Below are 21,974 nucleotides of genomic sequence, written 5' to 3' on the forward strand. Positions count from 1 at the left end.
ATTACGCCCCGCTTGTCGCAAACTTCCGGGGCTCAACAGAGAAAAAACATGGATTACGCCCCGCTTGTCGCAAACTTCCGGGGCTCAGCAGAGGAAAAACACGAATTACGCCCCGCTTGTCGGAAGCTTCCGGGGCTCAACAGAGGAAAAACACGAATTACGCCCCGCTTGTCGCAAACTTCCGGGGCTCAACAGAGAAAAAACATGAATTACGCCCCGCTTGTCGCAAACTTCCGGGGCTCAACAGAGAAAAAACATGGATTACGCCCCGCTTGTCACAAACTTCCGGGGCTCAACAGAGAAAAAACGTAGATTACAGGGCATTTCGTAACGTAGGCTATAATAAATGCCGCGATGCCCACCGTGGAAGGATGTTCCGTTTGCTGTGGACGTTCGTGGATTTGAAACTACCATCCGCAATGAGCCACGCTATTCATAAGATTGTCAGCAAAGAACGCTGCCAATCTTATTTCATATCGCGGCGTTTGCCACATCTCGGCATAAGTAAAGACAGCGAATTGTGCACGAGCGCCCATCGCTGTCTTCACTATGCCTATGCGCGGCTATGCTTTCGTAACTCTCTAGTTAAAACTCTACTTCTCAAACTTATCATGCAGATACTCCGAGAGCTTGGTATTTTCGCTGTAGTCCACAGGACAGTCGATGATGCAGGGGACCTTCTGCTGAAAGGCATCCTCCAGGATCGGCAGCAGGTCTTCCGCCTTCTCCACGCGGTAGCCTTTGGCATGCATGCTTTCCGCATATTTCACAAAATCGGGATTCTGGAAATCCACAAAGCAGTTGTGTCCGAAGTGATCCATCTGCTTCCATTTGATCAGACCATAGCTGGCATCGGAGAAGATCAGAGTCACAATGGGTGTCCCCTCTCTGAGGGCTGTCTCATACTCCTGGCTATTCATCATGAATCCGCCGTCTCCGGAGATCGCCAGTACCTTTTTCTCCGGGTAGATCAACTTGGCTGCCACAGCCCCCGGCACTGCGATGCCCATGGTGGCAAAACCGTTGGAGATGATGCAGGTATTGGGTTCGTAACAGTTGTACTCTCTGGCAATCCACATTTTATGAGCGCCCACATCCGAGATCACGATGTCATCCGCACCCATAAATTTCCGGACATCGTACAGTATTTTCTGTGGCTTCATGGGAAAAGAGGTGTCATCCGCATAGCTTTCATATTCCGCCACCATTTCTTCCCGCAGTTTGAGAAATTCTTCCGGCTCCTCTTTTGCGTCACTGCGGTACAGGATCTGCTGTAAAGAATAGGAAATGTCTCCGACAACTTCCACCTCTGGCTGGTACAGCATGTTGATATGCGCCGGCCTCTGGTCGATATGAATAATCTTATGTTTCCCCTCTCCGTTCCATTTGCCGGGAGCGAATTCCACAATATCATAACCGACGGCGATCACCAGATCTGCCATATCCAGCACCTTGTTCTGATAATCCTTCTGGGGGATGCCTATGGTCCAGAGGGAATATTTGTTGTTATAAGGAATGATGCCTTTGGCCATCATGGTATTGACCACCGGGATCTTCAGGACATCTGCGAAGCTGGTAAGAGCCTCCCCGGCGTGATTGCGCACCGCACTGTGTCCCACCAGGATCACCGGGTGCTTTGCCTTGAAGATCATGGCCGCCGCCTGATCGATACTGGAAAAGGATGCGTACTCCTTATCCCTCTCCGGCTTTTTCAAAGGCTGTGCGGCAATACCGGAGCTGACCGGAAGCTTCGCCACGTTCGTGGGAAGATCCACATGACAGGCTCCCGGCTTCTCACTCTCCGCATATTTAAAAGCGATCCTGACGATTTCATTGACGGAATTGGGGTTCACGATCTGTTTGCTCCGCTTGGTGATTGGCGCAAACAGCTCTACCAGATCCAGATACTGATGAGAAGTCAAATGCATCCGCTCCGTTCCCACCTGTCCGGTAATGGCAATCAGCGGTGCACCGTCGGAATTAGCATCTGCCGTGCCTGTGATCAGGTTCGTGGCACCGGGGCCCAACGTTGAGAAACACACACCTGCTTTTCCCGTCAGTCTTCCGTACATATCAGCCATGAATGCCGCTCCCTGTTCATGCCGCACCACGATCACCCGGATGTCCGATTTTTCCAGTGCATTCATCATATCCAGATTTTCCTCCCCCGGAATCCCGAAGACATATTTCACGCCCTCGTTTTCCAGACATTTTACTAACACCTCTGCAACTGTATTTTGCTTCTTTTCCTGCTCACTCATAGGTTTCACCTCGTAATTTCCTGACTTTTTCTACAAAATAAAAGAGACAACGCTTTCCGTTTCCACGGACTTCGTTGTCTCTTTATTTGCTCATGTTAGCACACTCACAGATGATAGTCAATTATACTTTTTCTATCCAATATAAATCCCACAACAAATCCAAAGACATTCCGCACTCCTGGGCCTGCGAAAAAGATCTGCCAGCACAGGGCCATGGGGAAGTTCTGGACGGTCTTCTGCAGCCACAGGGCGATGATCTGGTTGCCGGGGTGCATGAAGAGGCAGGTGGCGATAAAGCTCATCACCGGGCACATCAGGCATACGATCATGGAAGAGATCGCTAAAGTAATGAAAACGGGCTTATCCTCCGGGGATACCATGCGGAATGCCAGCTTCCGGGACAGCTTTTCCACTGCGAAATACTCCAGAATGCAGGCAATGGGCCACATGATGGGAATTTCGTGGAACGCTAACAGGAAGATCTCGTTGGTCATTCCTCCTTTGTCCAGTGCAATGTTGTAGCAGACCATGGCGTATACCATAACGAATGCCATGATCAGGGTGAAAATAATGTTCTGTAATCTTGTTTTCGGCATGAATTAATGCCCTCCTTTTCTAAAAATGGGCGCAAAAAGACACATGTGTGTTGTTCGTTAATCAGTGAGCAGTGCGCACATGTGTCGTTTCCAATTCTTACCTAAAGTCTCTATGCTATTTTCGCAACGGTGAGATTTTATCACATAGGTTTCGGAAAAGTCAATATGAAATAATGTATTTTTTCTTCCGCGGCTTCCTTCTGCTGTTCCCGGGATCTTACGCCATTTTCCCTGCCGCTCTATCTTAGATACAGATGGGAGAAAAAATGTTGCAAGGTTTTTAAAAAAGAAAAACGCAAACGGGACTGTCCTTTCGAACAGTCCCTGAAGAGAAAAAGAGAAACCAAAATAGTTTTGGGTAAAAGCAAATTAATTCTGAACGTTGAATGCGCCCATGCCGGGATATACGGCTGCTGCACCCAGTTCTTCTTCGATACGGAGCAGCTGGTTGTATTTCGCCACACGCTCGGTTCTGCTGGGAGCACCGGTCTTGATCTGACAGGTGTTCAGTGCCACTGCCAGGTCTGCAATGGTGGTATCCTCGGTCTCACCGGAACGGTGGGAGGAAATAGCGGTATAACCGGCCTTGTGTGCCATCTTGATGGCCTCCAGAGTCTCGGATACGGATCCGATCTGGTTCAGCTTGATCAGAATGGAGTTACCACAGCCAAGGGAGATTCCCTTTGCCAGTCTCTCGGTATTGGTTACGAAGAGGTCGTCGCCGACTAACTGTACCTTGTCGCCCAGTTCTGCGGTCAGCTTCTTCCAGCCTTCCCAGTCTTCCTCATCCAGTGCATCTTCTATAGAAATGATGGGGTATTTCTCCACCAGTTTCTTCCAATGTGCGATCAGTTCTTCGGAGGTAAATACGGTGCCTGCCTTAGGCAGCTTGTACTCGCCCACCTTGCCGGTCTTCCACTCGCTGGAAGCAGCATCCATAGCGATCTTGAAATCCTTGCCGGGCTCATAACCGGCTTTCTTTACAGCCTCTAAGATGGTCTCGATAGCTTCTTCGTCAGACTTCAATGCCGGTGCAAAACCACCCTCATCACCTACGGAAGTAGCCAGTCCTCTGTCCTTTAAAATAGAAGCCAGTGCGTGGAATACTTCAGCGCACCATCTTAAGCATTCCTTGAAGGAAGGCGCACCTACGGGCATGATCATGAATTCCTGTACATCCAGGCCGGAGGACAGTGCATGACAGCCGCCGTTGATAATGTTCATCATGGGAACCGGAAGTCTGTTGCCGGAGATACCGCCCAGGAAACGATACAGGGGAATATCCAGGGAGATTGCTGCTGCTCTCGCGCTGGCAATGGATACTGCCAGGATCGCATTGGCTCCCAGTCTGGACTTATCCTTGGTTCCGTCTGCATCGATCATTGCCTTATCAATGGCATAAATATCGGATGCATCCATTCCCTGCAGAGTCTCATTGATTACAGTATTGATATTTTCTACAGCCTTCTGAACACCCTTGCCCAGATATCTGCTCTTATCGCCGTCTCTCAGTTCCAGTGCCTCGAACTCACCGGTAGATGCTCCACTGGGAGCCATGCCGCGTCCGATGGTACCGTCTACCAGAGTTACCTCTGCTTCTACGGTAGGATTGCCTCTGGAATCCAGAATCTCTCGTCCAATGACTTTTTCAATCTCTAAATAGTTCATCTTGTTCTTCTCCTTTATCCTCTATTCTAAACTTTTTATTCCCAAACCTTCTCTTTCGTGAATCCCCCATCCCTGTGTATAAGGGCTGAAAAACTCCTCCCGGAAGATGGCCTCCCGGCAGTCCGCGGATTCAGCAGCTCCGTTTTCTCTGAGGAGTTTCACATGATTCACTCATTAGTTAGTTGTACCTAACTCTTGGATTATTATATCCGGCTTTCTTCAAAATAGCAATAGGTGTTAATGAGAGGATTTCTCAATGGATATTTTCCTGCATAATTTGTACTTTTTAGTTAAAATTAATTCTAGGAGCATTTTTTCATTATTTTCCTCGATTTCTAAATTCATATTCCTTTAAAACTAAAATATAGTAAAATAGAATTTATCAAATCTTAAAAGAAAACATTTAAATAGGCTGCATCTGCGGCAGAATGCGAGGCATTATGAGGAGTTTCGGTGAAATTCTGGCATCCCTGCGGGAAGAACGGGGCATTTATCAGAAAGAACTGGCTGCCATACTGAAAGTATCCGTTGGCACCATTTCGAATTACGAGAACAATATTCACTTCCCGGATCAGGAAGCTTTAATACAATTAGCGGAATATTTCGATGTAACCATCGATTATCTGTTGGGTCGGACTCCTTATCGTTACAATCCGGAAGTTCTGAGACAGGAATGTGTCCCCGGCACCACCGTATCCGATGTGGTAGAGGTGATACAGCATTTTAATCCGAAAAACATGGCTTCTCTGCTGGATTTTGTGGATCTGCTGCAATTAAGAGAAAAAGCAGAATCTTCCTCGCGGGAAGACTCTGCCAATGATTGATCGATAAATTCTATTGTCTTTTTATCTGGTGGACAGGAACTGTTGCTCCCGGATGGCTGCCTGGTCATCCGGGTAATTTTGTAAATAAGCATTCATCAGTACTTCTGCCTGCTGATAATCTTCCAGATACTCATATGCTACAATTTCATTAAAGCACAAGGTCTGCATCAGGCTGTTTCCTTCGATCTGTTTTCCCGCCTGAAATGCCGCCAGAGCATTCTGATACTCCTTTTTTGCCATTTCGCACAGACCAAGTTCATTGTAGATTTCTGCATTCGGCCCCTGCTTGGAGAGATAATTGTTGTACACACTGGACGCATAGTTATAATCTCCGGTAGCCGCATAGGCTCTTCCCAGATAGAGATAGCTGTCCGCGCCTCCCTTATCCCGGGCTTCATCCAGCGCCAGATAAGCTTTCTGGTATTCTCCCAGATAATAATAGATCCGTCCGCTGTCATAAGCATCCAGTTGTTTGGCTGTGTCCAGTACATTTTGCAGATATTCCTGACCGACCTCACGGTAGCCGTGCGCTGCCAGGGCTTCATAGATTTCTATTAACCGGTCATAATTTTTCGGATCCATGGAGATTGCCTGATCAAAATCCGCTTTGGCACTCTCATAATCTCCCAGCTCCAGTTCTGCAGAACCTCTGAGAAAATAAGCGTCCTTTTCCTCCGGCTTCAGGCCCAGAATGGCATCGTATACCTTTTTGGCTTCCGCAGGCTGTCCGTTCTTGGTGTATGCCGCCGCCAGATAGTAATTCATATCATAGTCCACGTTCTGAACCCAGCCGTCACTGAGTTCCAGGGCCTGTGTAAAATATTCTACGGCCTGATCATACTCTGTCAGCCCCATGCTGGCGATTCCCCGGCCTCTTGCGATCAGACGGCTGTCCTCTTTCTGTGCTTCCGCTTCGTCAAAGGCATTCAATGCCCCCTGATAATCCAGAGTTTCCACCAACTGCATTCCTTCGGTGATCTTCGTGGTATCACTTCCGCAGCCTGTCAGCATGCCTGTCATCAGACAGCAGACTCCTGCTGCCACTATTTTCCTGTGTATTTTTCCCATGCTTTCCTCCACGGCCGTATCTGTATTACCGGTTCCTATTTGTCTAACTGAGAAGTACAATGAGGGCATCTTGTGGCATCGATAGCGATCTCGCTCTTACAGAACGGGCATTTTTTCGTCGTGGGCGCTGCCGGTGCTTCCTCTTTGTGATGCAGGGTGTCTCCCAGCTTATTGATGAATTTTACCAGACAGAAGATCACAAATGCTGTGATCAGGAAGTTGATAACTGCCGTGATAAAATTACCGTACATCAATACCGGTGCCGTATCGCCGCTTCCCAGCTTTACATATAAATTCGAAAAATCCGTGCCTCCGAAGATGGCCAGAATCGGTGTCAGGACATCTTGATTCAGAGAAGTAACGATAGCGGTGAATGCTCCGCCGACGATCACGCCGACTGCCATATCCATTACATTTCCCCTCAAAATAAACTTTTTAAATTCCTGAATGAATCCGCTTTTCTTGCTCATTTTTCTCTTCCTTCCTCTTATGGTATGAAGGTCGAACCGCGCTGTCCCACGTTCGAACCGCGCCATTCGCAAAGTCGCGCTGCCGCGCTTTCCGTCACTTCGTGACTACCTTTGCTCATGAATCGGCGCTTAACTCACGGACATATTCGTTTGCAAAATCATGCAAGCATAATTTTGTCTCTCGTATATGTCCATGGTCAAACTGTTTTGTTCCATAATAGCATACACCCCTTGAAACCTCAATAGGAAATGGGGTATACTCTTTTAGGAATCTAATGTAGAAGTAACCGCATTTTCCCAGAAAGGATCAATTCATGCAGCGGATCAACGAAGACATCAAGAACAGCAATTTCAAACAGATCTATCTGCTCTACGGAGAGGAGCGTTATCTGAAAAACCAGTACACGACCCGTCTGCGCAAGGCTCTGTGTCAGGAGGGGGACGAGATGAACACCCACTTCTATCAGGGAAAAGATTTTTCTGTGGGAGAGGTCATTGATCTAGCAGAGACGCTGCCTTTTCTGGCAGAGCGCCGTGTCATGTTTTTCAAAGATACCGGGCTCTTCAAAGCCGGTGGGGAAAAGCTGGCGGAATACCTGGCAAGTCCCAATGACACCACCTTTTTCGTGTTCACGGAAAGCGAAGTGGATAAGCGGAGTAAACTGTATAAGACCGTGCAATCCAAGGGTTATGTGGCAGAATTCACGGTACAGGATGAGAATTCCCTAAAACGCTGGATTGCCGGTATCCTGGGCCGGGAAGGGAAAAAAATCTCCGAGAACACCGCACAGTTGCTGCTCTCCAAAACCGGCACGGACATGGAAAATATCCAGATGGAACTGGAAAAGCTGATCTGCTACTGTCTGGACCGGGATGTAGTCACCGCAGAGGATGTGGAAGCGGTCTGCACCACTCGCATCACCAACCACATCTTCGATATGGTCAATGCCATTGCGGAAAAGCAGCCGCAGAAAGCCTTGCAGCTCTATTACGATCTGCTGGCACTGAAGGAGCCACCCATGCGGGTGCTGTTCCTGATCGCCAGGCAGTGTAACCTGCTGCTCCAGACCAAAGAATTAAAAAACAGAGGCCACGACAACAAGACCATTGCCTCCAAGATTGGTGTACCGCCCTTTGCCGCCGGAAAATATGTGGCACAGGCATCCCATTTCAAGACTTCCGTGCTGAAAAATGCGGTAAAGCAGTGCGTGGAGACTGAGGAAGCCGTGAAATCCGGACGGATGAACGATATGATGAGTGTAGAGATACTGATTTTGTCGGTATTGCCCTCGTAAGCTTACGAAATGCATTAAATGAGTTCTGCTCACGATATAGAAAAGTCCATGGACAGTTTTCCTGCTCATGGACTTTTTATTTGCATTACTTTTATTACCATGTTACATATTCAGATTCAAAGTAATGGTCTTCTGCAATGATACCTGTGACGCCTTGAACTTTTTTGGATATACATCTTTGTATCTGTAAATACTCAGGATAATTCCCACCAGTGCGTAGCACAGTAAAATATTATTTCTGCCAACAGATAAGAACGGCAGGAAGGTCGATGTCAGCGGGATCCATCCCAACATTCCCGCAAAGTTCAGAGAAATATTTAATAAAATGATCATTCCGCATCCGAATCCCATCACCATGCCTAGTTCATTTTTCTGTCGGGCCGCAGCTCCGAACATAAACAATACCAGTGCTGCTAGGATTGCGGCTACAAAGATTCCGGCCAGCAGTCCGTAACTGTTCAGAATATAAGAGAAAATGTAATCCTGATTGAATTCCGGCAAACCTCCCACCACATCTTTTCCACTGTTGCCCCAAAGTAAAATATTTTCATTAAATTTATGAAGCGTGGCCGTCATGTAATTGGCATCTCCGGAATGGGATAAATAGGAACGGATCCTGGCTTCCTGATACGTTTCCAGCATATGAAATGCGTACTTTACAGTCAGTAAGATAGCAGGTACTGCTGCGAAAAACAGCCACACACCGATAATCGTCTTTTTCACAGGCAGTTGAAACCACCCCTTCCAGACAGCCACCGTAAGTTCTATCAGCATACTGACCATCATGATGACAGCCACACCGAGGCTGGGGATTCGGGATGTAATAAATACCGGAAGGATCAGCCACAGGATCGCCCTGCACAGTGCGGATACACCACCGTCCCTGTATTTATATAGGATAGCGCCGTAAATCGGCACATAGAACATCATCAGGGAAGTAACCGCCACCCGGAGCCTTCCAAATCCGATCCAGTTGCCGATTCCGTTGACATCCAGACCACCGAAGCCTGCCACCCGCAGCCCTCCCAGAATCAGAATAGCTCCTCCGATGAACCTGGAGTACTTTGCAATTACGGTATAATCTAGGAAGTAGATCACACACATGAGGAGGAATCCAATAGCAATACATGAGACAAAACCCTCCGTAGTATAGCGGTACACTTCCTGTCTCCATGTTTCCAGCTCCTGATAACCGGGTTGTCTGAGAATGGATTGCTGTATCAGAATGCCCAGCAGGCTTAAAATTCCTACGATCACAAGTAACCTCCATGCAATCTTAGGCTTGTGGATTCTGTCCAGTGAGATACCGACTTCCACCGGATCTCCCATGTCCGCAACCGCATTTTTCTCTGCTTCCTCAGAGGTCATCCCTTCGGAAAGATTGTCTGCAATCTGGCATTCTATATGGTCTCTTATCTCCTCAGCGATATAAGGTCTGGCTTTTTTGCAGCGAATCTGTGACAGCAGTTTTTCCAAATATGTCTCCATCCCTATACCCCCATTGCCAGAACACTGGTCACTGCAGACTGATATTCCATCCACTCCGCTTTTTTGGTTTCCAGTAATTTTCTGCCCTCTTTCGTAATACTGTAATACTTCCTCGTCTTGCCTGCATATTCCTGCTCATATACCGTAAGCAGGCCCTTCGCTTCCAGCCCATGCAACAGCGGATACAGCGTACCTGCTTTTAACTCGAACACGTTACAGGATTTTTTCCGCAGTGTATCGATCATCTCGTATCCGTACATATCCTTCTCCGCCAGTAATCTGAGCAAAAGCATCGTCATACTTCCCGACATCAGTGATTTGTCCACAGCCATTTTTTGTCCTCCTTATATAGATAGCCGATATATATCGTTGTCTATAATATATATCGGCTATCTATATATGTCAATATTTATTTTTCAAAGCAATCACTAATCCATCTCGACTTCATCTACGATTTTGTATTTGTTATCCGTATAAATCCGGATTCCCTCGTCGGGACTGGCTTCCTCTGTCTCGGTTGCCAGCCACCCTTCCTGGAGCTTTGCCGTCCACTCTAACGGTCTGTCTATGCTTAAGGTGTACCCTGCTGCCTCATTTGTATACTCACAGCGGATCATCTCCTGCTTTCCACAACCGGTCATTGCCCATACTATTGTTAAAATCATCAGACACTTAATCAGTTTTTTACCCATAGACACCTCCGCCATTCTACTCTGCTGTTGCTATCTCTACACCCTGGGCAATATCTTCTGCCATCGGATCAATGCTCCTGATATATCCGGCACTATTTACGGTCCGTTTTATCAACCGGTCCCCATATATAACCGCCTAACATTCCGGTCAGGATAAATACCATAAAATAAAGTCCCGGAACACCTGCGACAAAAGCATAAAACGCTATCTGAAATTTCCAGATGGGAATTAGCAGATTAAGCGCAGCCACACAGACAACAGCAAAAGCAACATATTCCACAGCTTTTGCTTTGTCCCGTCTGGTCTTTGTTGCCAGCAGGAATCCCCATGCCGTGTAGAGCAGCATGCGTACCACCGTCCGGACTCCGCTCATTTCATCAAAAGAAGTTTTGTAATTCTCCTTCAGTGCCACCAGGACAATCAGGATCACAACCGACAAAATAATTTTGTAGTAATTTGAAAAAATTTTCTTCATAGCTGCTCCTTTCATTCTACATTCAGGAATGTATATCCCTTCATATCCGTTTCCTCTGTCTCTCCTTTCTGCGGTTCTGGATTCGCTAATCTCTCCAATGTCTTTTCCGGATTCAGCAATTCATCACAGGATGCCTGAAGGATTTCCGCAATGCTGCCAGGCATCGTCATATCCGGAAGATTCTTTCCATGTTCCCATTTGCTTACCGCCGAAACAGAGACCGACAACCACTCCGCCATCTCTTTCTGGCTGATTCCGTTTTTCTTTCTTAAAGTCGTAAGCAATATACCAAATTGCTCTTTCTGCATGATGTCTTTGCTTCTTAATTGTACTTGATAATGACATCATTATACAATATAATGACATCTTATACAATTGAGCAATTGGAAAATCAATTGAGCGAACGGCAACCTTCCTCTTTGTTAATCATAACGAAGAATTTTTCGCTATTTGTTACAAATTTCAAAAAAGCGTGCAGATCTCTCCACACGCTTTTCGTTCATCGTCTTATTTATTCAAAAATTATTTCCACATTCCCGTCGCAAAGCACATCAATGCCGCCCAGGTATATAACGGGTAAAAAAATCCCTGGTCATCCACGCCGTCTTTTAAGATTTTCTGTGCTTCTTCTTTGGTCAGCAGCAGAAAACCATCAAAACATTCCGTTCCAACGGCGCCTTCCTGACTTACCTTCGGCATCTCTTCACGGTTCAATATGATCTGCACCAGTGCATTGCTCTCATCCGTCATACCGGGGGTACTGAATACCAGCGGATTCACCAGACGGATGCTGTCGCTCTCTTCCAGTGTGATGCCGGTCTCTTCCCGAAGCTCCCGGGCTGCCGCATGGAATACGGGATTTTCTTCCGTTGCATCCTCCGGGTCTAAAAGTCCTGCCGGAACGCTCAGCAGAAAATGTCCTGCCGGGTAACGATACTCACGGCTTAAGCAAAGTCTCGGTTCTTGTCCTCTGATCTTCAGGATCACAACGCAGCTGACTGCATCCGGCAGCATCTGTCTGAATTCTTCGTCGCTCTTTACCGCTGCCAGATTATCTTTGGCTCTTCTGGTAGCATCAAAATAATGTTTTCCCGGCTCATATTGCAGATCAAATACCTTGATAAATCTGCTGTCGTAGACGGTCTCTACCTGTTCCTTTTTTATGATCGGTCTGTTCTCCATAGTCATTTTCCTCTTTCTGTTCTTCTGTTCCGCACGTTGCACACTATCTGTCGTTCGCTTCTGTTGTGCGGCTGTCATTTTGCAATTTTTCCGCTTCCCCGGCCGCTCTTTCCAGTCTGCAAAGTACCTGTTCGTAACGTCGTCCCGCTTTTTTCCAGTGGATCAGCTTATGCCATCCTTCCACGTAATCCGGCCTGCGGTTCTGATACTGTAAATAATAGGCATGCTCCCACACATCTATGGGAAATATGGAGGTATACAATTTCAAATCCGGGACATCCTGATTCGCTGTAGTAAGGACCATCAGAGTACCGTCCTGGTCACTCACAAGCCATGCCCATCCAGAGCCAAATACCCCCGTGGCTGCCTGTGACATCTGTTCTTTCCATTGTCTCACCGATCCAAAATCCCGGACCAGCGCCTCCTCCAGAGCTCCACAGGGCTCCTGTCCTGCCGGGCTTCGCATACTGTCAAAATACAGCTGATGATTATATACACCGCCACCGTTATTGTGAATGCTTTTCCGGGCTTCCTCCGGCAGGGACGCAAGTATATTATCCTCCGAAGTGAGCAGTTCCGTCAAGGACATCTGCTGTAACTGCGGATAATCGGCAAGGGTGGCATTCAGCTTATCCACATAGGTCTGATAATGCTTGTCGTGATGAAAATGAAGTGTTTCCTCATCTAATACCGGAAGCAGGGCATCATATTCGTAGGGAAGAGGCTGCGCAACAAAAGGATAATGTTCTTCTAACATGAGACTCCAATCCGCCTGCGGGATACAGGCTTACGATCATACAATATTTACCATACGCCTAGTATATGCTGTCCCCACGGATTTTATTTTCAAATTTGTGCTTTTACAGCCGACCGCTCCTATGCTCTCTTTCTCTGCACGGCCGGATAGATCTCTCTGGCAACTTCCAGACTTTGTCCGGATCTAACTTTCTGCACATCCGCTGTCTCCTGGGCTAACAGCCATCCACAGACTTCCTCTGCCAGTGGCTCTCCCTGTTCTCTCAGCCAGAAGCTGACATTCGCCAGCATCTGTAAATGATTCAGGATCGTATTACGGCAAAGTCTTCGGTCCGTAATGCGGGTTTTCCAGGGCTCCCCCTCTACGTACAGTTGTGCCGCCTCCCACAGATAGGCCCGGATCAATGCGGTCTGTTCATGATTGCTCTTCTGCAGTTCCTCACTGATCTTCTTGGTCTCCCAATACAGTTCTTCGCTGCATCGGCCAGCGGGAACGATCCCTTCCATGTATTTTTGTATAAAATGCAGGCTTTCATTTACCTGTCTGCAATATTCTCTGATCAGTTCTTCTCTTTTTGACATAATAAAAAACCGCCCTTAAATTAAAATTTAAGGGCGGAACATTCTTCCGCGGTACCACCTTAATTCGCCCATCTCTCACGGGATCAGGCCTCTGCAACTACGGACAAACAAACGCTCATCGATAGTCAGGTACGATAACGGGTACTCTCGTTGCAGCCTGTCCGTATCTGCCGGATATCCTGTCCGAATACGAAGTCGGTGCAAAGCTCCGAGACCATGTTCAAAGAAGCCTTCCATATCCCTTCCCACCTGCCGGGACTCTCTGCGACGTATCTCTTCTCCTACTCTTCTCTTCACAGCCTTTATGTCTTTAACTGTTTGTATTTTATTCCTTTCGCGGACATTTGTCAACACTTTGTTTTTGTCACAAACACAAACAGTGGAGCAACTTTCGCGACTCCACTGTTCTTATCCATTTTATATCTTACAGTTGTGCAATATCCACCAGCGTCAGTTCCTTACAATCGTTCATATGCTCCATGCTGGTCACGAGAGCATTGGCGGTGTCCATTGCAGTGATGCAGTAGATACCGGTCTCGATAGCGGTACGGCGGATCAGGAAACCGTCTCTGGTCTTGTCGCGGCCCTGGGTCGGGGTATCGATGACAAGGTCGATCTTGTGTCCCAGGATCAGGTCCATAACGGTCGGGGATTCCTGAGAGATCTTGTTGACCTTTCTTGCTTTCACACCTGCTTCATTCAGAGCAGCTGCGGTACTTCTGGTAGCATAAATGGTGTATCCCAGCTTTTCGAAGCGTCTTCCGACTTCAATGGCTTCACCCTTATCCGCATCCTTCACGGTGATGATCATGTTCTTGTACTTGGGCAGTTCTACACCTGCTCCCAGGAATGCCTTGTACAGAGCCTCATTGAAGGTCTTGGCGATACCCAGACACTCACCGGTAGACTTCATCTCCGGTCCTAAGCTGATCTCGGCACCGCGGATCTTCTCGAAGGAGAACACGGGCATCTTGATGGCAAAATACTCTGCCTCAGGCTGTAAGCCGGGCTCGTAGCCAAGCTCACGGATGGTCTTGCCGATGATCACTTCGGTCGCCAGATCCACGATAGGAATACCGGTTACCTTACTGATATAAGGTACGGTACGGGAAGAGCGGGGGTTAACCTCAATGACATATACCTCGTCACCGATGGCAATGAACTGGATATTGATCAGTCCCTTGACATGCAGTGCCTTTGCCAGCCTTCTGGTGTACTCTGCGATCTTCTCTTTTACTACTTTATCAATAGTCGGAGCCGGATATACGGAGATACTGTCTCCGGAGTGGATACCGGTTCTCTCGATATGCTCCATGATACCGGGGATCAGGATATCGGTACCGTCGCATACAGCATCGACCTCGATCTCCTTACCCTGTAAATACTTATCTACCAGGATCGGGTGATCCTGTGCGATACGGTTGATGATCTCCATGAATTCTTCGATCTCTTCATCGGAGATAGCGATCTGCATGCCCTGTCCGCCCAATACATAGGAAGGACGCACCAGTACGGGATAGCCCAGTCTGTTAGCAACCGCCTTAGCTTCCTCTGCGGTGTATACAGTGCCGCCGGCTGCACGGGGAATCCCGGTCTCTTCCAGAATCTTGTCGAACAGTTCTCTGTCCTCAGCGGCATCTACATCCTCCGCCTTGGTACCTAAGATAGGCACGCCCATCTTCATCAGGCTCTCAGTCAGCTTGATAGCGGTCTGTCCGCCGAACTGTACCACAGCACCATCGGGATGCTCAATATTTACGATAGATTCCACATCTTCCGGAGTCAAAGGCTCGAAATACAGCTTGTCCGCAATATCGAAGTCGGTACTTACGGTCTCCGGGTTATTATTGATGATAATGGTCTCATAGCCTGCCTTGGAGAATGCCCAGGTAGCATGTACGGAACAATAGTCGAACTCGATACCCTGTCCGATACGGATAGGACCGGAACCCAGTACCAGGACTTTCTTGCGTCCGGTGGTCTCCTTGGCTTCGCACTCGCCGCCAAATACGGAATAGTAATAAGGAGTGGAAGCTGCGAACTCTGCAGCACAGGTGTCTACCATCTTGTAGACAGCCTTAATGCCGTTGTCATAACGCATCTTCTTGATCTCTTCCTCGGTCTTGCCGGTCAGTCTTGCGATCACGTTATCCGGGAACTCGATTCTCTTGGCTTCCTTCAACAGATCAACCGTCAACGGCTGTGTCTCCAGCGCATGCTCCATCTCGGTCAGAATGGCAATCTTGTCGATGAACCACAGGTCGATCTTGGTAATGTCGTGGATCTGCTCGTAGCTGATGCCCTTACGGATAGCTTCCGCAATGACATAAATACGCTGGTCATCCACGATCTTCAGACGCTCTAACAGTTCCTCCACAGACAAAGCGCTGAAATCATAGCTGCGCAGGCAGTCCACATGCTGCTCCAGGGAACGGATAGCCTTCATCAGTGCTCCCTCGAAGTTATTGCAGATACTCATAACCTCACCGGTTGCTTTCATCTGGGTGGTCAGAGTACGTTTTGCAGTGATAAATTTATCAAAAGGCAGTCTGGGAATCTTCACGACACAGTAGTCCAGTGTCGGCTCGAAGCTGGCATAGGTCTTGTGGGTGATGGCGTTCTTGATCTCATCCAGGGTAAAGCCCAGTGCGATCTTCGCTGCTACCTTTGCGATAGGATAACCGGTCGCCTTACTTGCCAGTGCGGAAGAACGGCTGACACGGGGGTTAACCTCGATAACACAATATTCAAAGCTGGTGGGATGCAGTGCAAACTGTACGTTACATCCACCGGTGATCTGCAGTTCGTTGATGATCTTCAGAGCGGAAGTACGTAACATCTGGTACTCCTTGTCGCTCAGGGTCTGGGAAGGAGCTACTACGATACTGTCTCCGGTATGCACGCCGACGGGATCGATGTTCTCCATGTTACATACGGTGATGCAGTTGCCTGCGCTGTCACGCATTACCTCGTACTCGATCTCTTTCCAGCCTGCAATACAACGCTCTACCAGTACCTGACCCACACGGGACAGACGTAAACCGTTCTCCAGGATCTCTTCCAGTTCTACCTGATTGTGAGCGATACCGCCACCGGAACCTCCCAGGGTATAAGCGGGACGCAGTACGACCGGATAGCCGATGGTATTGGTGAATTCCACACCGTCTTCCACATTTTCAACGACCCTGGATGCTGCACAGGGCTCACCGATGCGCTCCATCAGGTCTTTGAACTCCTGACGTCCTTCGGCGTTACGAATGGTAGCTGCGGTAGTACCTAACAGCTTTACATTATGAGCAGCCAGGAAACCGGACTCCTCCAGCTCCATACCGAGGTTCAGACCAGCCTGTCCTCCCAGAGTGGGAAGGATGCTGTCGGGCTTTTCCTTTTCAATGATCTGCTCCAGAACCTTTACGTTCAGGGGCTCGATATATACCTTATCTGCGATATCTTTATCAGTCATGATGGTCGCAGGGTTGGAGTTCACCAGGATTACCTCTACTCCCTCTTCCTTCAGGGAACGGCAGGCCTGGGTACCTGCATAGTCGAATTCCGCTGCCTGTCCGATGACAATAGGACCGGAGCCGATTACCATTACTCGTTTTACATTAGGATTCTTGGGCATCTTAGTTCTCTCCTCTCATCATATGAATGAACCGGTCAAACAGGTAACCGGAGTCCTGGGGTCCCGGACATGCTTCCGGGTGGAACTGTACGGTGAAAATGTTCTTGCCGGTGTAGGACAGACCCTCGTTGGTACCGTCGTTGACATTGATAAATGCGGGAACCGCTACGGAAGGATCCAGCTTGTCGGTATCTACCACATATCCATGGTTCTGAGAAGAAATATATACTCTTCCGGTCATCAGATCCTTTACCGGATGGTTGCCTCCTCTGTGTCCATATTTCATTTTGTGGGTATCTGCGCCGGTAGCCAGAGCCATCAGCTGATGTCCCAGACAGATTGCGAAAATAGGAATCTCGGTATCGTATAACTTTTTGATCTCGGCGATCACACCGGTACACTCCTTGGGGTCTCCCGGTCCGTTACTTAACATGATACCGTCGGGATTATCATCAATGATCTCCTGTGCGGGAGTTCCAGCGGGGTATACGGTCACCTCACAGCCTCTCTCTGCCAGGGATCTGGCGATATTTCTCTTGGCTCCCAGGTCTAACAGAGCTACCTTTAGTCCCTGTCCGGACAGCTCCGTTACCAGTGCTGGCTTGGGCTCTCTGACACCCTTTTCATAAGCTTCTTTATCAAAACGCGCTGCACCGGACAGAGGGCCGTTCTGTGCCAGATCCGTGGTGGGATTCACTACATACTTCTCCTTGCAGGTCACCTTTTCCACGACCTTGCCTGTGGTATATGCTTTCAGCTTCGGAAGCACTTCGTTCAGGTCATAGGCTTCGTTGGTGGTGATCATACCGTTCATGGTACCCTTCTCACGCAGGATCTTGGTCAGCGCACGGGTATCGATTCCGGCGATACCGGGCACACCGTTCTCCTCTAAGTATTCCTGTATTGTGCAGTCACAGCGGAAGTTGCTGGGAATACGTGAAAGCTCTCTGACGATGAATCCATCCGGCCAGGGTCTCTCTGACTCGCAGTCATCCCTACATATGCCATAGTTACCGATCAGGGGGTAAGTCATGCATACAGCCTGTCCTGCATAGGACGGATCCGTCAGGACCTCCAGATATCCGGCCATGGATGTGTTAAATACGATTTCACTGATGATCTCTTTGTCTGCACCGATGTGCGTTCCTTCGAACACCGTTCCATCTTCCAAAATCAAAAATGCCTTCATTCTTTCCTCACATTCTGCCGCTTTTTGCGACGTTTGTATTTCCAGTGTGTTTCTCTACTGCTTAATCGATTTATTATATCATAAAAAAAAATGCGTCGCAATAGACCCTGTCTGCGTAAAAACCTACAAAAAACAATTACGCAATCCCGATACTCCTTGGAGAATCTGACAAAGCTGTGTAAAAGCTTACATTTTCCATTGCTTTTTCCACCGGGTCTGATATAGAATAGATATGTATTTTCTATTTTTCAATTATCACAAAACGCTGTTTTCCTACAGCAGATTGGACAGGCATCTATGGATCGTATCAGCAATGCACAAATGAATTCCCTTGGCACACGTAAAATATATTATGAAGATGTACATCAGACGGATTTTACCGCCGTGGTGACCGAATGTGTTCCTGCCAAAGAAGAAGGATATTATCTGATCGTTCTGGATGCTTCCGCATTTTTCCCGGAAGAGGGCGGCCAGTCCGCCGATAAAGGCACCTTAAACGGTCAGGAAGTACTGGATGTCAGCATTAAGCAGGGCATCCTGTATCATAAAATGACCTGTGAGCTTCCCACAGGCACTGAAGTCACCGGTCATGTGGACTGGAACCGCCGGTTTGATTTCATGCAGCAGCACTCCGGGGAGCATATGATCTCCGGCTTGCTGCATTCCCATTTCGGTCTGGAAAATGTGGGTTTTCATTTAAGTGACAGAGAAGTGACACTGGATATGAACGGGGAAGTCTCTCTGGAACAACTGCGCCTTATCGAACAGGAAGCCAACGCTTACGTCTGGAAAAATCTTCCGGTCAACATCAGCTGGCCCTCCTCCGAAGAACTGGTGAACTTAAATTATCGCAGTAAGCTGGCTCTCACGGAAAATGTCCGCATCGTGGAGATCCCTGGCGTGGATCTGTGCGCCTGCTGTGCTCCCCATGTGGATACTACCGGTCAGATCGGTCTCATCAAGATCGTGAATGTCCAGAGCCACAGAGGCGGTGTCCGTATCAATATTCTCTGTGGCGGCCGTGCTCTGGCCGACTATACCGAAAAACAGGATTCCGTCTGGGCCATCTCCTCTCTGCTGTCCGCAAAGCAGCCGGAAGTGGCCGATGCCGTTGTCCGGGTCAAAGAGGATGCACGCCAGCAAAAAGAACGCGCCAATGCTTTGCAGGCGGAACTTCTGAAGGTACAGATGAATGCACTGCTCTCCCCGGAAGAGACCTGTCACGTGCTTCTCTTCGTCGGCGAACTGGATGCCATTGCCCTGCGTAATGCCGTCAATTCCCTGACCGAAAAATATTCCGGCTACTGCGGCATCTTTGCCGGAGACGATGCAAACGGCTACCGCTTTATCGTGGGCAGTTCCTCCTGTAACTGTCAGGAACTGGCGACCCGTATGCGGCAGGAACTTCAGGCCAAAGGCGGCGGATCCGCTCCCATGATCCAGGGCAATGTCGGTGCCACGGCTGAAGCTCTGCGGAAAATGTGGGAGACCTTGTAGTCCCGGCTAACCATTCTACAGCCTCGTCAATTGTCAAGTACCTGCATTTTGGGATGGAACGCATCAGACATTTTTCCCTAACGAAGCAGTTCGAATACCCTCTGAATCATTTTCTTATTATTTTATATAACAACCCCCGGGCTATGACGTCTCGCCATTCTCCCGGGGGTCTTATCTTCTTTGCTATTTATTTTTCATTCCTGTAAATCTCAGATTCGATTACTGCTCTTCGATCGCTGCATTCTTCTTCAGTGCTACGCTGACTGCCTTCGCAACGCCACCACCTACTACACAGCTCATGGGCATCTCCAGTGCTCCGTTGATACCACAGAATGCTACGGCGAACATAAACAGATTCGCTCCGGTTGCATTCATGCTCTGCAGATATTCGGTATGACCGAAGCAGATCATCAAAGTGGACATGAAGAACAGGGTGTTCATAAATGCTCCCAGCAGACCGGTCACGAAGTAAGTTACGGTCTTCGTCTTGTCGATCTTCCACAGTGCCTTGAAGATCACACCGGACAGCCATCCCATCAGAGTTCTGGTAGGGATGCATACCAGGAAAGTGAAAAACGGATTCATTGCTACCAAAGCTGCTCCAAAAGGATCTCCTGCAAAGCACTGGTAAAAGCTGGTAAGTCCAAATACCAGTCCCAGAACGGCTCCGCCTGCGGGTCCCAGGATCATTGCACCGATGACTACGGGAATGGTCATCAGGGAGATTGCTAACGGTCCGATGCGCAGATACCCAAGCGGGGTAAATGCCAGAATCAGCATGATCGCGATGAGTACGGCCAATTGTACCATCTCAAGTGTCTTGTTTTTTTTCATATGAAATTTCCTTTCCGCGCTTTTTGCGCCTTTGCTACTATTCCTCCCCTTTTATGGAGGATATAATTACAAGTTCTTGAAGAAAATAACATAAATGTATACAAAATACAAGTACATTTTTTAATACAATCAACGTACGGTGCGATACCACTTCAACGCCGATGTATAGGCTTCATATACTGTATTCATATCAATATTCTTTAATAGCATCAGGCGGGATACCTCCGCCCAGTTGGCTGTCTCATACTGCAGCATAAAATCGTACACCGGTGCCAGTACGCCGATGCGGTAGATCAGTGCATTGCTGATCTCGCCAGCCACATGGACCACCTTCAAAGCCTCTGCCATGGGTTTCTCGAGGATCACATCCAGCACGGAGAACAATCCCATCAGGAACAATTCATCCTTCTGCGCCTTCAGGCCAAACGCTTCCGCCAGATTCTCGGCAAATTTCGCACGAAGCAGAGAAAGTCTGGTAACCTCATTCGGCTTATCCGCATACAAAGCATTGGCTACTGCCGTGTTGATCCACTTTTTCAGTTCCCGCTGTCCCAGCATGGCAGCCGCATGACGGATAGATGTAATCTCCGAATTTACAGCCAGTGGCTGAACCATTTTCAGCAGATCGATCGTAAGTGCGGTATCACGGCTGATGATATCCGCCGCTGTCGTGAGTTCAAAATCCGGGCTGTTCACAATATTCAGCAGGTCAATATAGTTACCCTTCAAGGGTGCCACATCCGTCTGTCCCTTCGTAATGGGAACTCGATAGAACTTACCCTCATAGAAACGATATCCGCCGGTCTCCTTCAGTCTCTCGAAGTCCTCCATGGTATCAATATTACCGGCACACAGACTGATATTCGGGAATAATTTTCCGAAATAAATCTTGGCTTTGTCAATGGCGATTTTACGATTATTCAGAAGAACATAATCCATCAGCTTCAGGACTTCTCTGTAATTTTCAAAATCACTGACCGCAAGCTTGCGAATGGCAAGTTTATAGCCTTGCTGTTTCAATTCCTTCAGACGATTGACATACATTTCAATCGGCGGAATGGTATTATCGATCAAAAGTACGATTTTTTCATGAGGTGCATCGCACTGCTCCGGAATATCCGCAAAAATCGAGATATTGCTGATCGGTACGAAGATTTCTTTTCCCTGAGACAAGGTATCAATACCCATTTTCTGGATCAGTTCCAGACCCGTGATCTGGGATGCCCCGTCGAACTGTGCGGTTCCAAGCAACAGAGGATTCAACAGGAAATTCTCCCTCTGGGTAAAAAAGGAGTAGGCACAAACGGCCATATTTTCATCAAAAAGCGGTACTAATGTAAGCAGCATATTTTTACCTCCCAATCTATCTATATTATACCGATTCCGACAAGACTTTACAAGTGGTACTATCAGCACAGAGATGTAAATAGAGAGTTAGTAAAGAAATGCTATCAAATCCCCGTAGCCCTTG

At 48.1% G+C, this 21,974-nt stretch carries 20 protein-coding genes and 1 other annotated feature; of the genes, 3 read left to right on the plus strand and 17 right to left on the minus strand.

Features of this window, described 5'->3' with window-relative positions; genetic code table 11:
• Positions 1–593: 593 nt before the first annotated feature.
• From DWZ61_RS07840 to eno, 3 genes are all read right to left on the minus strand, one after another.
• Positions 594–2,261 (minus strand): acetolactate synthase large subunit, encoded by a 1,668-nt coding sequence (locus tag DWZ61_RS07840; RefSeq protein WP_022313464.1) that lies wholly within the window; start codon positions 2,259–2,261, stop codon positions 594–596.
• Between the two features lie 104 nt (positions 2,262–2,365).
• On the minus strand, positions 2,366–2,857 hold the full coding sequence (locus DWZ61_RS07845; protein ID WP_117467353.1) for a DUF2798 domain-containing protein: 492 nt from the start codon (positions 2,855–2,857) through the stop codon (positions 2,366–2,368).
• A gap of 369 nt (positions 2,858–3,226) precedes the next feature.
• Entirely contained in the window at positions 3,227–4,525 is a 1,299-nt protein-coding gene (gene eno / locus DWZ61_RS07850) for a phosphopyruvate hydratase (RefSeq protein WP_117467351.1), read from the minus strand.
• A gap of 440 nt (positions 4,526–4,965) precedes the next feature.
• On the opposite strand from eno, the gene DWZ61_RS07855 reads away from it, so the two are divergent.
• Positions 4,966–5,349, plus strand: coding sequence for a helix-turn-helix transcriptional regulator (locus DWZ61_RS07855; RefSeq protein ID WP_172594708.1), 384 nt, complete (start codon positions 4,966–4,968; stop codon positions 5,347–5,349).
• Positions 5,350–5,370: 21 nt separating this feature from the next.
• Here DWZ61_RS07855 and DWZ61_RS07860 read toward each other — a convergent pair whose 3' ends face one another.
• Both DWZ61_RS07860 and mscL read right to left on the minus strand, forming a co-directional pair.
• Positions 5,371–6,417, minus strand: a complete 1,047-nt coding sequence (locus DWZ61_RS07860) for a tetratricopeptide repeat protein (RefSeq protein WP_172594707.1) — start codon at positions 6,415–6,417, stop codon at positions 5,371–5,373.
• 35 nt (positions 6,418–6,452) lie between these two features.
• Entirely contained in the window at positions 6,453–6,887 is a 435-nt protein-coding gene (gene mscL / locus DWZ61_RS07865) for a large conductance mechanosensitive channel protein MscL (RefSeq protein WP_118537975.1), read from the minus strand.
• Positions 6,888–7,201: 314 nt separating this feature from the next.
• Between mscL and holA the strand changes: the two genes are divergently transcribed.
• On the plus strand, positions 7,202–8,182 hold the full coding sequence (gene holA, locus DWZ61_RS07870; RefSeq protein WP_118537976.1) for a DNA polymerase III subunit delta: 981 nt from the start codon (positions 7,202–7,204) through the stop codon (positions 8,180–8,182).
• Positions 8,183–8,284: 102 nt separating this feature from the next.
• On the opposite strand, the gene DWZ61_RS07875 is transcribed toward holA, so the two are convergent.
• From DWZ61_RS07875 to DWZ61_RS07920, 10 genes are all read right to left on the minus strand, one after another.
• The gene (locus DWZ61_RS07875; protein ID WP_118537977.1) at positions 8,285–9,670 is read right to left on the minus strand and encodes an FtsW/RodA/SpoVE family cell cycle protein; all 1,386 of its coding nucleotides are present in this window, start codon (positions 9,668–9,670) and stop codon (positions 8,285–8,287) included.
• 2 nt (positions 9,671–9,672) lie between these two features.
• Positions 9,673–10,002: a PadR family transcriptional regulator gene (locus DWZ61_RS07880; RefSeq protein ID WP_022154221.1), complete on the minus strand. Its 330-nt coding sequence runs from the start codon at positions 10,000–10,002 to the stop codon at positions 9,673–9,675.
• 96 nt (positions 10,003–10,098) lie between these two features.
• A complete protein-coding gene (locus DWZ61_RS07885; RefSeq protein ID WP_118537978.1) occupies positions 10,099–10,362 on the minus strand; it encodes a hypothetical protein in 264 nt (87 codons plus the stop codon).
• A 92-nt stretch (positions 10,363–10,454) separates the two neighbouring features.
• Positions 10,455–10,838: a hypothetical protein gene (locus tag DWZ61_RS07890; protein ID WP_147326716.1), complete on the minus strand. Its 384-nt coding sequence runs from the start codon at positions 10,836–10,838 to the stop codon at positions 10,455–10,457.
• An 11-nt stretch (positions 10,839–10,849) separates the two neighbouring features.
• Positions 10,850–11,146 (minus strand): helix-turn-helix transcriptional regulator, encoded by a 297-nt coding sequence (locus DWZ61_RS07895; RefSeq protein ID WP_117467337.1) that lies wholly within the window; start codon positions 11,144–11,146, stop codon positions 10,850–10,852.
• A 214-nt stretch (positions 11,147–11,360) separates the two neighbouring features.
• Positions 11,361–12,020 (minus strand): NUDIX hydrolase, encoded by a 660-nt coding sequence (locus DWZ61_RS07900; RefSeq protein WP_022312238.1) that lies wholly within the window; start codon positions 12,018–12,020, stop codon positions 11,361–11,363.
• Between the two features lie 43 nt (positions 12,021–12,063).
• Positions 12,064–12,777, minus strand: coding sequence for a superoxide dismutase (locus DWZ61_RS07905; RefSeq protein ID WP_117467336.1), 714 nt, complete (start codon positions 12,775–12,777; stop codon positions 12,064–12,066).
• 119 nt (positions 12,778–12,896) lie between these two features.
• Positions 12,897–13,358 carry a hypothetical protein gene (locus DWZ61_RS07910; RefSeq protein ID WP_118537979.1) on the minus strand — a complete coding sequence of 154 codons (462 nt, stop codon included), beginning with the start codon at positions 13,356–13,358 and terminating at the stop codon, positions 12,897–12,899.
• Between the two features lie 26 nt (positions 13,359–13,384).
• Positions 13,385–13,664, minus strand: a binding site (T-box leader).
• Positions 13,665–13,782: 118 nt separating this feature from the next.
• The gene (gene carB / locus DWZ61_RS07915) at positions 13,783–16,983 is read right to left on the minus strand and encodes a carbamoyl-phosphate synthase large subunit (protein ID WP_118537980.1); all 3,201 of its coding nucleotides are present in this window, start codon (positions 16,981–16,983) and stop codon (positions 13,783–13,785) included.
• 1 nt (position 16,984) lies between these two features.
• Complete coding sequence (locus tag DWZ61_RS07920) at positions 16,985–18,172, minus strand: carbamoyl phosphate synthase small subunit (protein WP_117467334.1); 1,188 nt, start codon at positions 18,170–18,172, stop codon at positions 16,985–16,987.
• Between the two features lie 297 nt (positions 18,173–18,469).
• On the opposite strand from DWZ61_RS07920, the gene DWZ61_RS07925 reads away from it, so the two are divergent.
• Positions 18,470–19,669: an alanyl-tRNA editing protein gene (locus tag DWZ61_RS07925; protein WP_118537981.1), complete on the plus strand. Its 1,200-nt coding sequence runs from the start codon at positions 18,470–18,472 to the stop codon at positions 19,667–19,669.
• Between the two features lie 219 nt (positions 19,670–19,888).
• On the opposite strand, the gene DWZ61_RS07930 is transcribed toward DWZ61_RS07925, so the two are convergent.
• Together DWZ61_RS07930 and DWZ61_RS07935 are read right to left on the minus strand one after the other, a co-directional pair.
• Positions 19,889–20,503: an ECF transporter S component gene (locus DWZ61_RS07930; protein WP_227064629.1), complete on the minus strand. Its 615-nt coding sequence runs from the start codon at positions 20,501–20,503 to the stop codon at positions 19,889–19,891.
• A gap of 129 nt (positions 20,504–20,632) precedes the next feature.
• Positions 20,633–21,850 (minus strand): HDOD domain-containing protein, encoded by a 1,218-nt coding sequence (locus tag DWZ61_RS07935; protein ID WP_118537982.1) that lies wholly within the window; start codon positions 21,848–21,850, stop codon positions 20,633–20,635.
• Between the last annotated feature and the right edge of the window lie 124 nt (positions 21,851–21,974).

Origin of the sequence: Clostridium sp. AF34-10BH (genome assembly GCF_003478095.1) — a bacterium.
Lineage (GTDB): Bacteria > Bacillota > Clostridia > Lachnospirales > Lachnospiraceae > Acetatifactor > Acetatifactor acetigignens.

Coding starts and splice junctions, on each gene's coding strand:
- DWZ61_RS07840 (WP_022313464.1), bottom strand. CDS start 2,261: ATGAGTGAGCAGGAAAAGAAGCAAAATACAGTTGCAGAGGTGTTAGTA.
- DWZ61_RS07845 (WP_117467353.1), bottom strand. CDS start 2,857: ATGCCGAAAACAAGATTACAGAACATTATTTTCACCCTGATCATGGCA.
- eno (WP_117467351.1), bottom strand. CDS start 4,525: ATGAACTATTTAGAGATTGAAAAAGTCATTGGACGAGAGATTCTGGAT.
- DWZ61_RS07855 (WP_172594708.1), top strand. CDS start 4,966: ATGAGGAGTTTCGGTGAAATTCTGGCATCCCTGCGGGAAGAACGGGGC.
- DWZ61_RS07860 (WP_172594707.1), bottom strand. CDS start 6,417: ATGGGAAAAATACACAGGAAAATAGTGGCAGCAGGAGTCTGCTGTCTG.
- mscL (WP_118537975.1), bottom strand. CDS start 6,887: ATGAGCAAGAAAAGCGGATTCATTCAGGAATTTAAAAAGTTTATTTTG.
- holA (WP_118537976.1), top strand. CDS start 7,202: ATGCAGCGGATCAACGAAGACATCAAGAACAGCAATTTCAAACAGATC.
- DWZ61_RS07875 (WP_118537977.1), bottom strand. CDS start 9,670: ATGGAGACATATTTGGAAAAACTGCTGTCACAGATTCGCTGCAAAAAA.
- DWZ61_RS07880 (WP_022154221.1), bottom strand. CDS start 10,002: ATGGCTGTGGACAAATCACTGATGTCGGGAAGTATGACGATGCTTTTG.
- DWZ61_RS07885 (WP_118537978.1), bottom strand. CDS start 10,362: ATGGGTAAAAAACTGATTAAGTGTCTGATGATTTTAACAATAGTATGG.
- DWZ61_RS07890 (WP_147326716.1), bottom strand. CDS start 10,838: ATGAAGAAAATTTTTTCAAATTACTACAAAATTATTTTGTCGGTTGTG.
- DWZ61_RS07895 (WP_117467337.1), bottom strand. CDS start 11,146: ATGCAGAAAGAGCAATTTGGTATATTGCTTACGACTTTAAGAAAGAAA.
- DWZ61_RS07900 (WP_022312238.1), bottom strand. CDS start 12,020: ATGGAGAACAGACCGATCATAAAAAAGGAACAGGTAGAGACCGTCTAC.
- DWZ61_RS07905 (WP_117467336.1), bottom strand. CDS start 12,777: ATGTTAGAAGAACATTATCCTTTTGTTGCGCAGCCTCTTCCCTACGAA.
- DWZ61_RS07910 (WP_118537979.1), bottom strand. CDS start 13,358: ATGTCAAAAAGAGAAGAACTGATCAGAGAATATTGCAGACAGGTAAAT.
- carB (WP_118537980.1), bottom strand. CDS start 16,983: ATGCCCAAGAATCCTAATGTAAAACGAGTAATGGTAATCGGCTCCGGT.
- DWZ61_RS07920 (WP_117467334.1), bottom strand. CDS start 18,172: ATGAAGGCATTTTTGATTTTGGAAGATGGAACGGTGTTCGAAGGAACG.
- DWZ61_RS07925 (WP_118537981.1), top strand. CDS start 18,470: ATGGATCGTATCAGCAATGCACAAATGAATTCCCTTGGCACACGTAAA.
- DWZ61_RS07930 (WP_227064629.1), bottom strand. CDS start 20,503: ATGAAAAAAAACAAGACACTTGAGATGGTACAATTGGCCGTACTCATC.
- DWZ61_RS07935 (WP_118537982.1), bottom strand. CDS start 21,850: ATGCTGCTTACATTAGTACCGCTTTTTGATGAAAATATGGCCGTTTGT.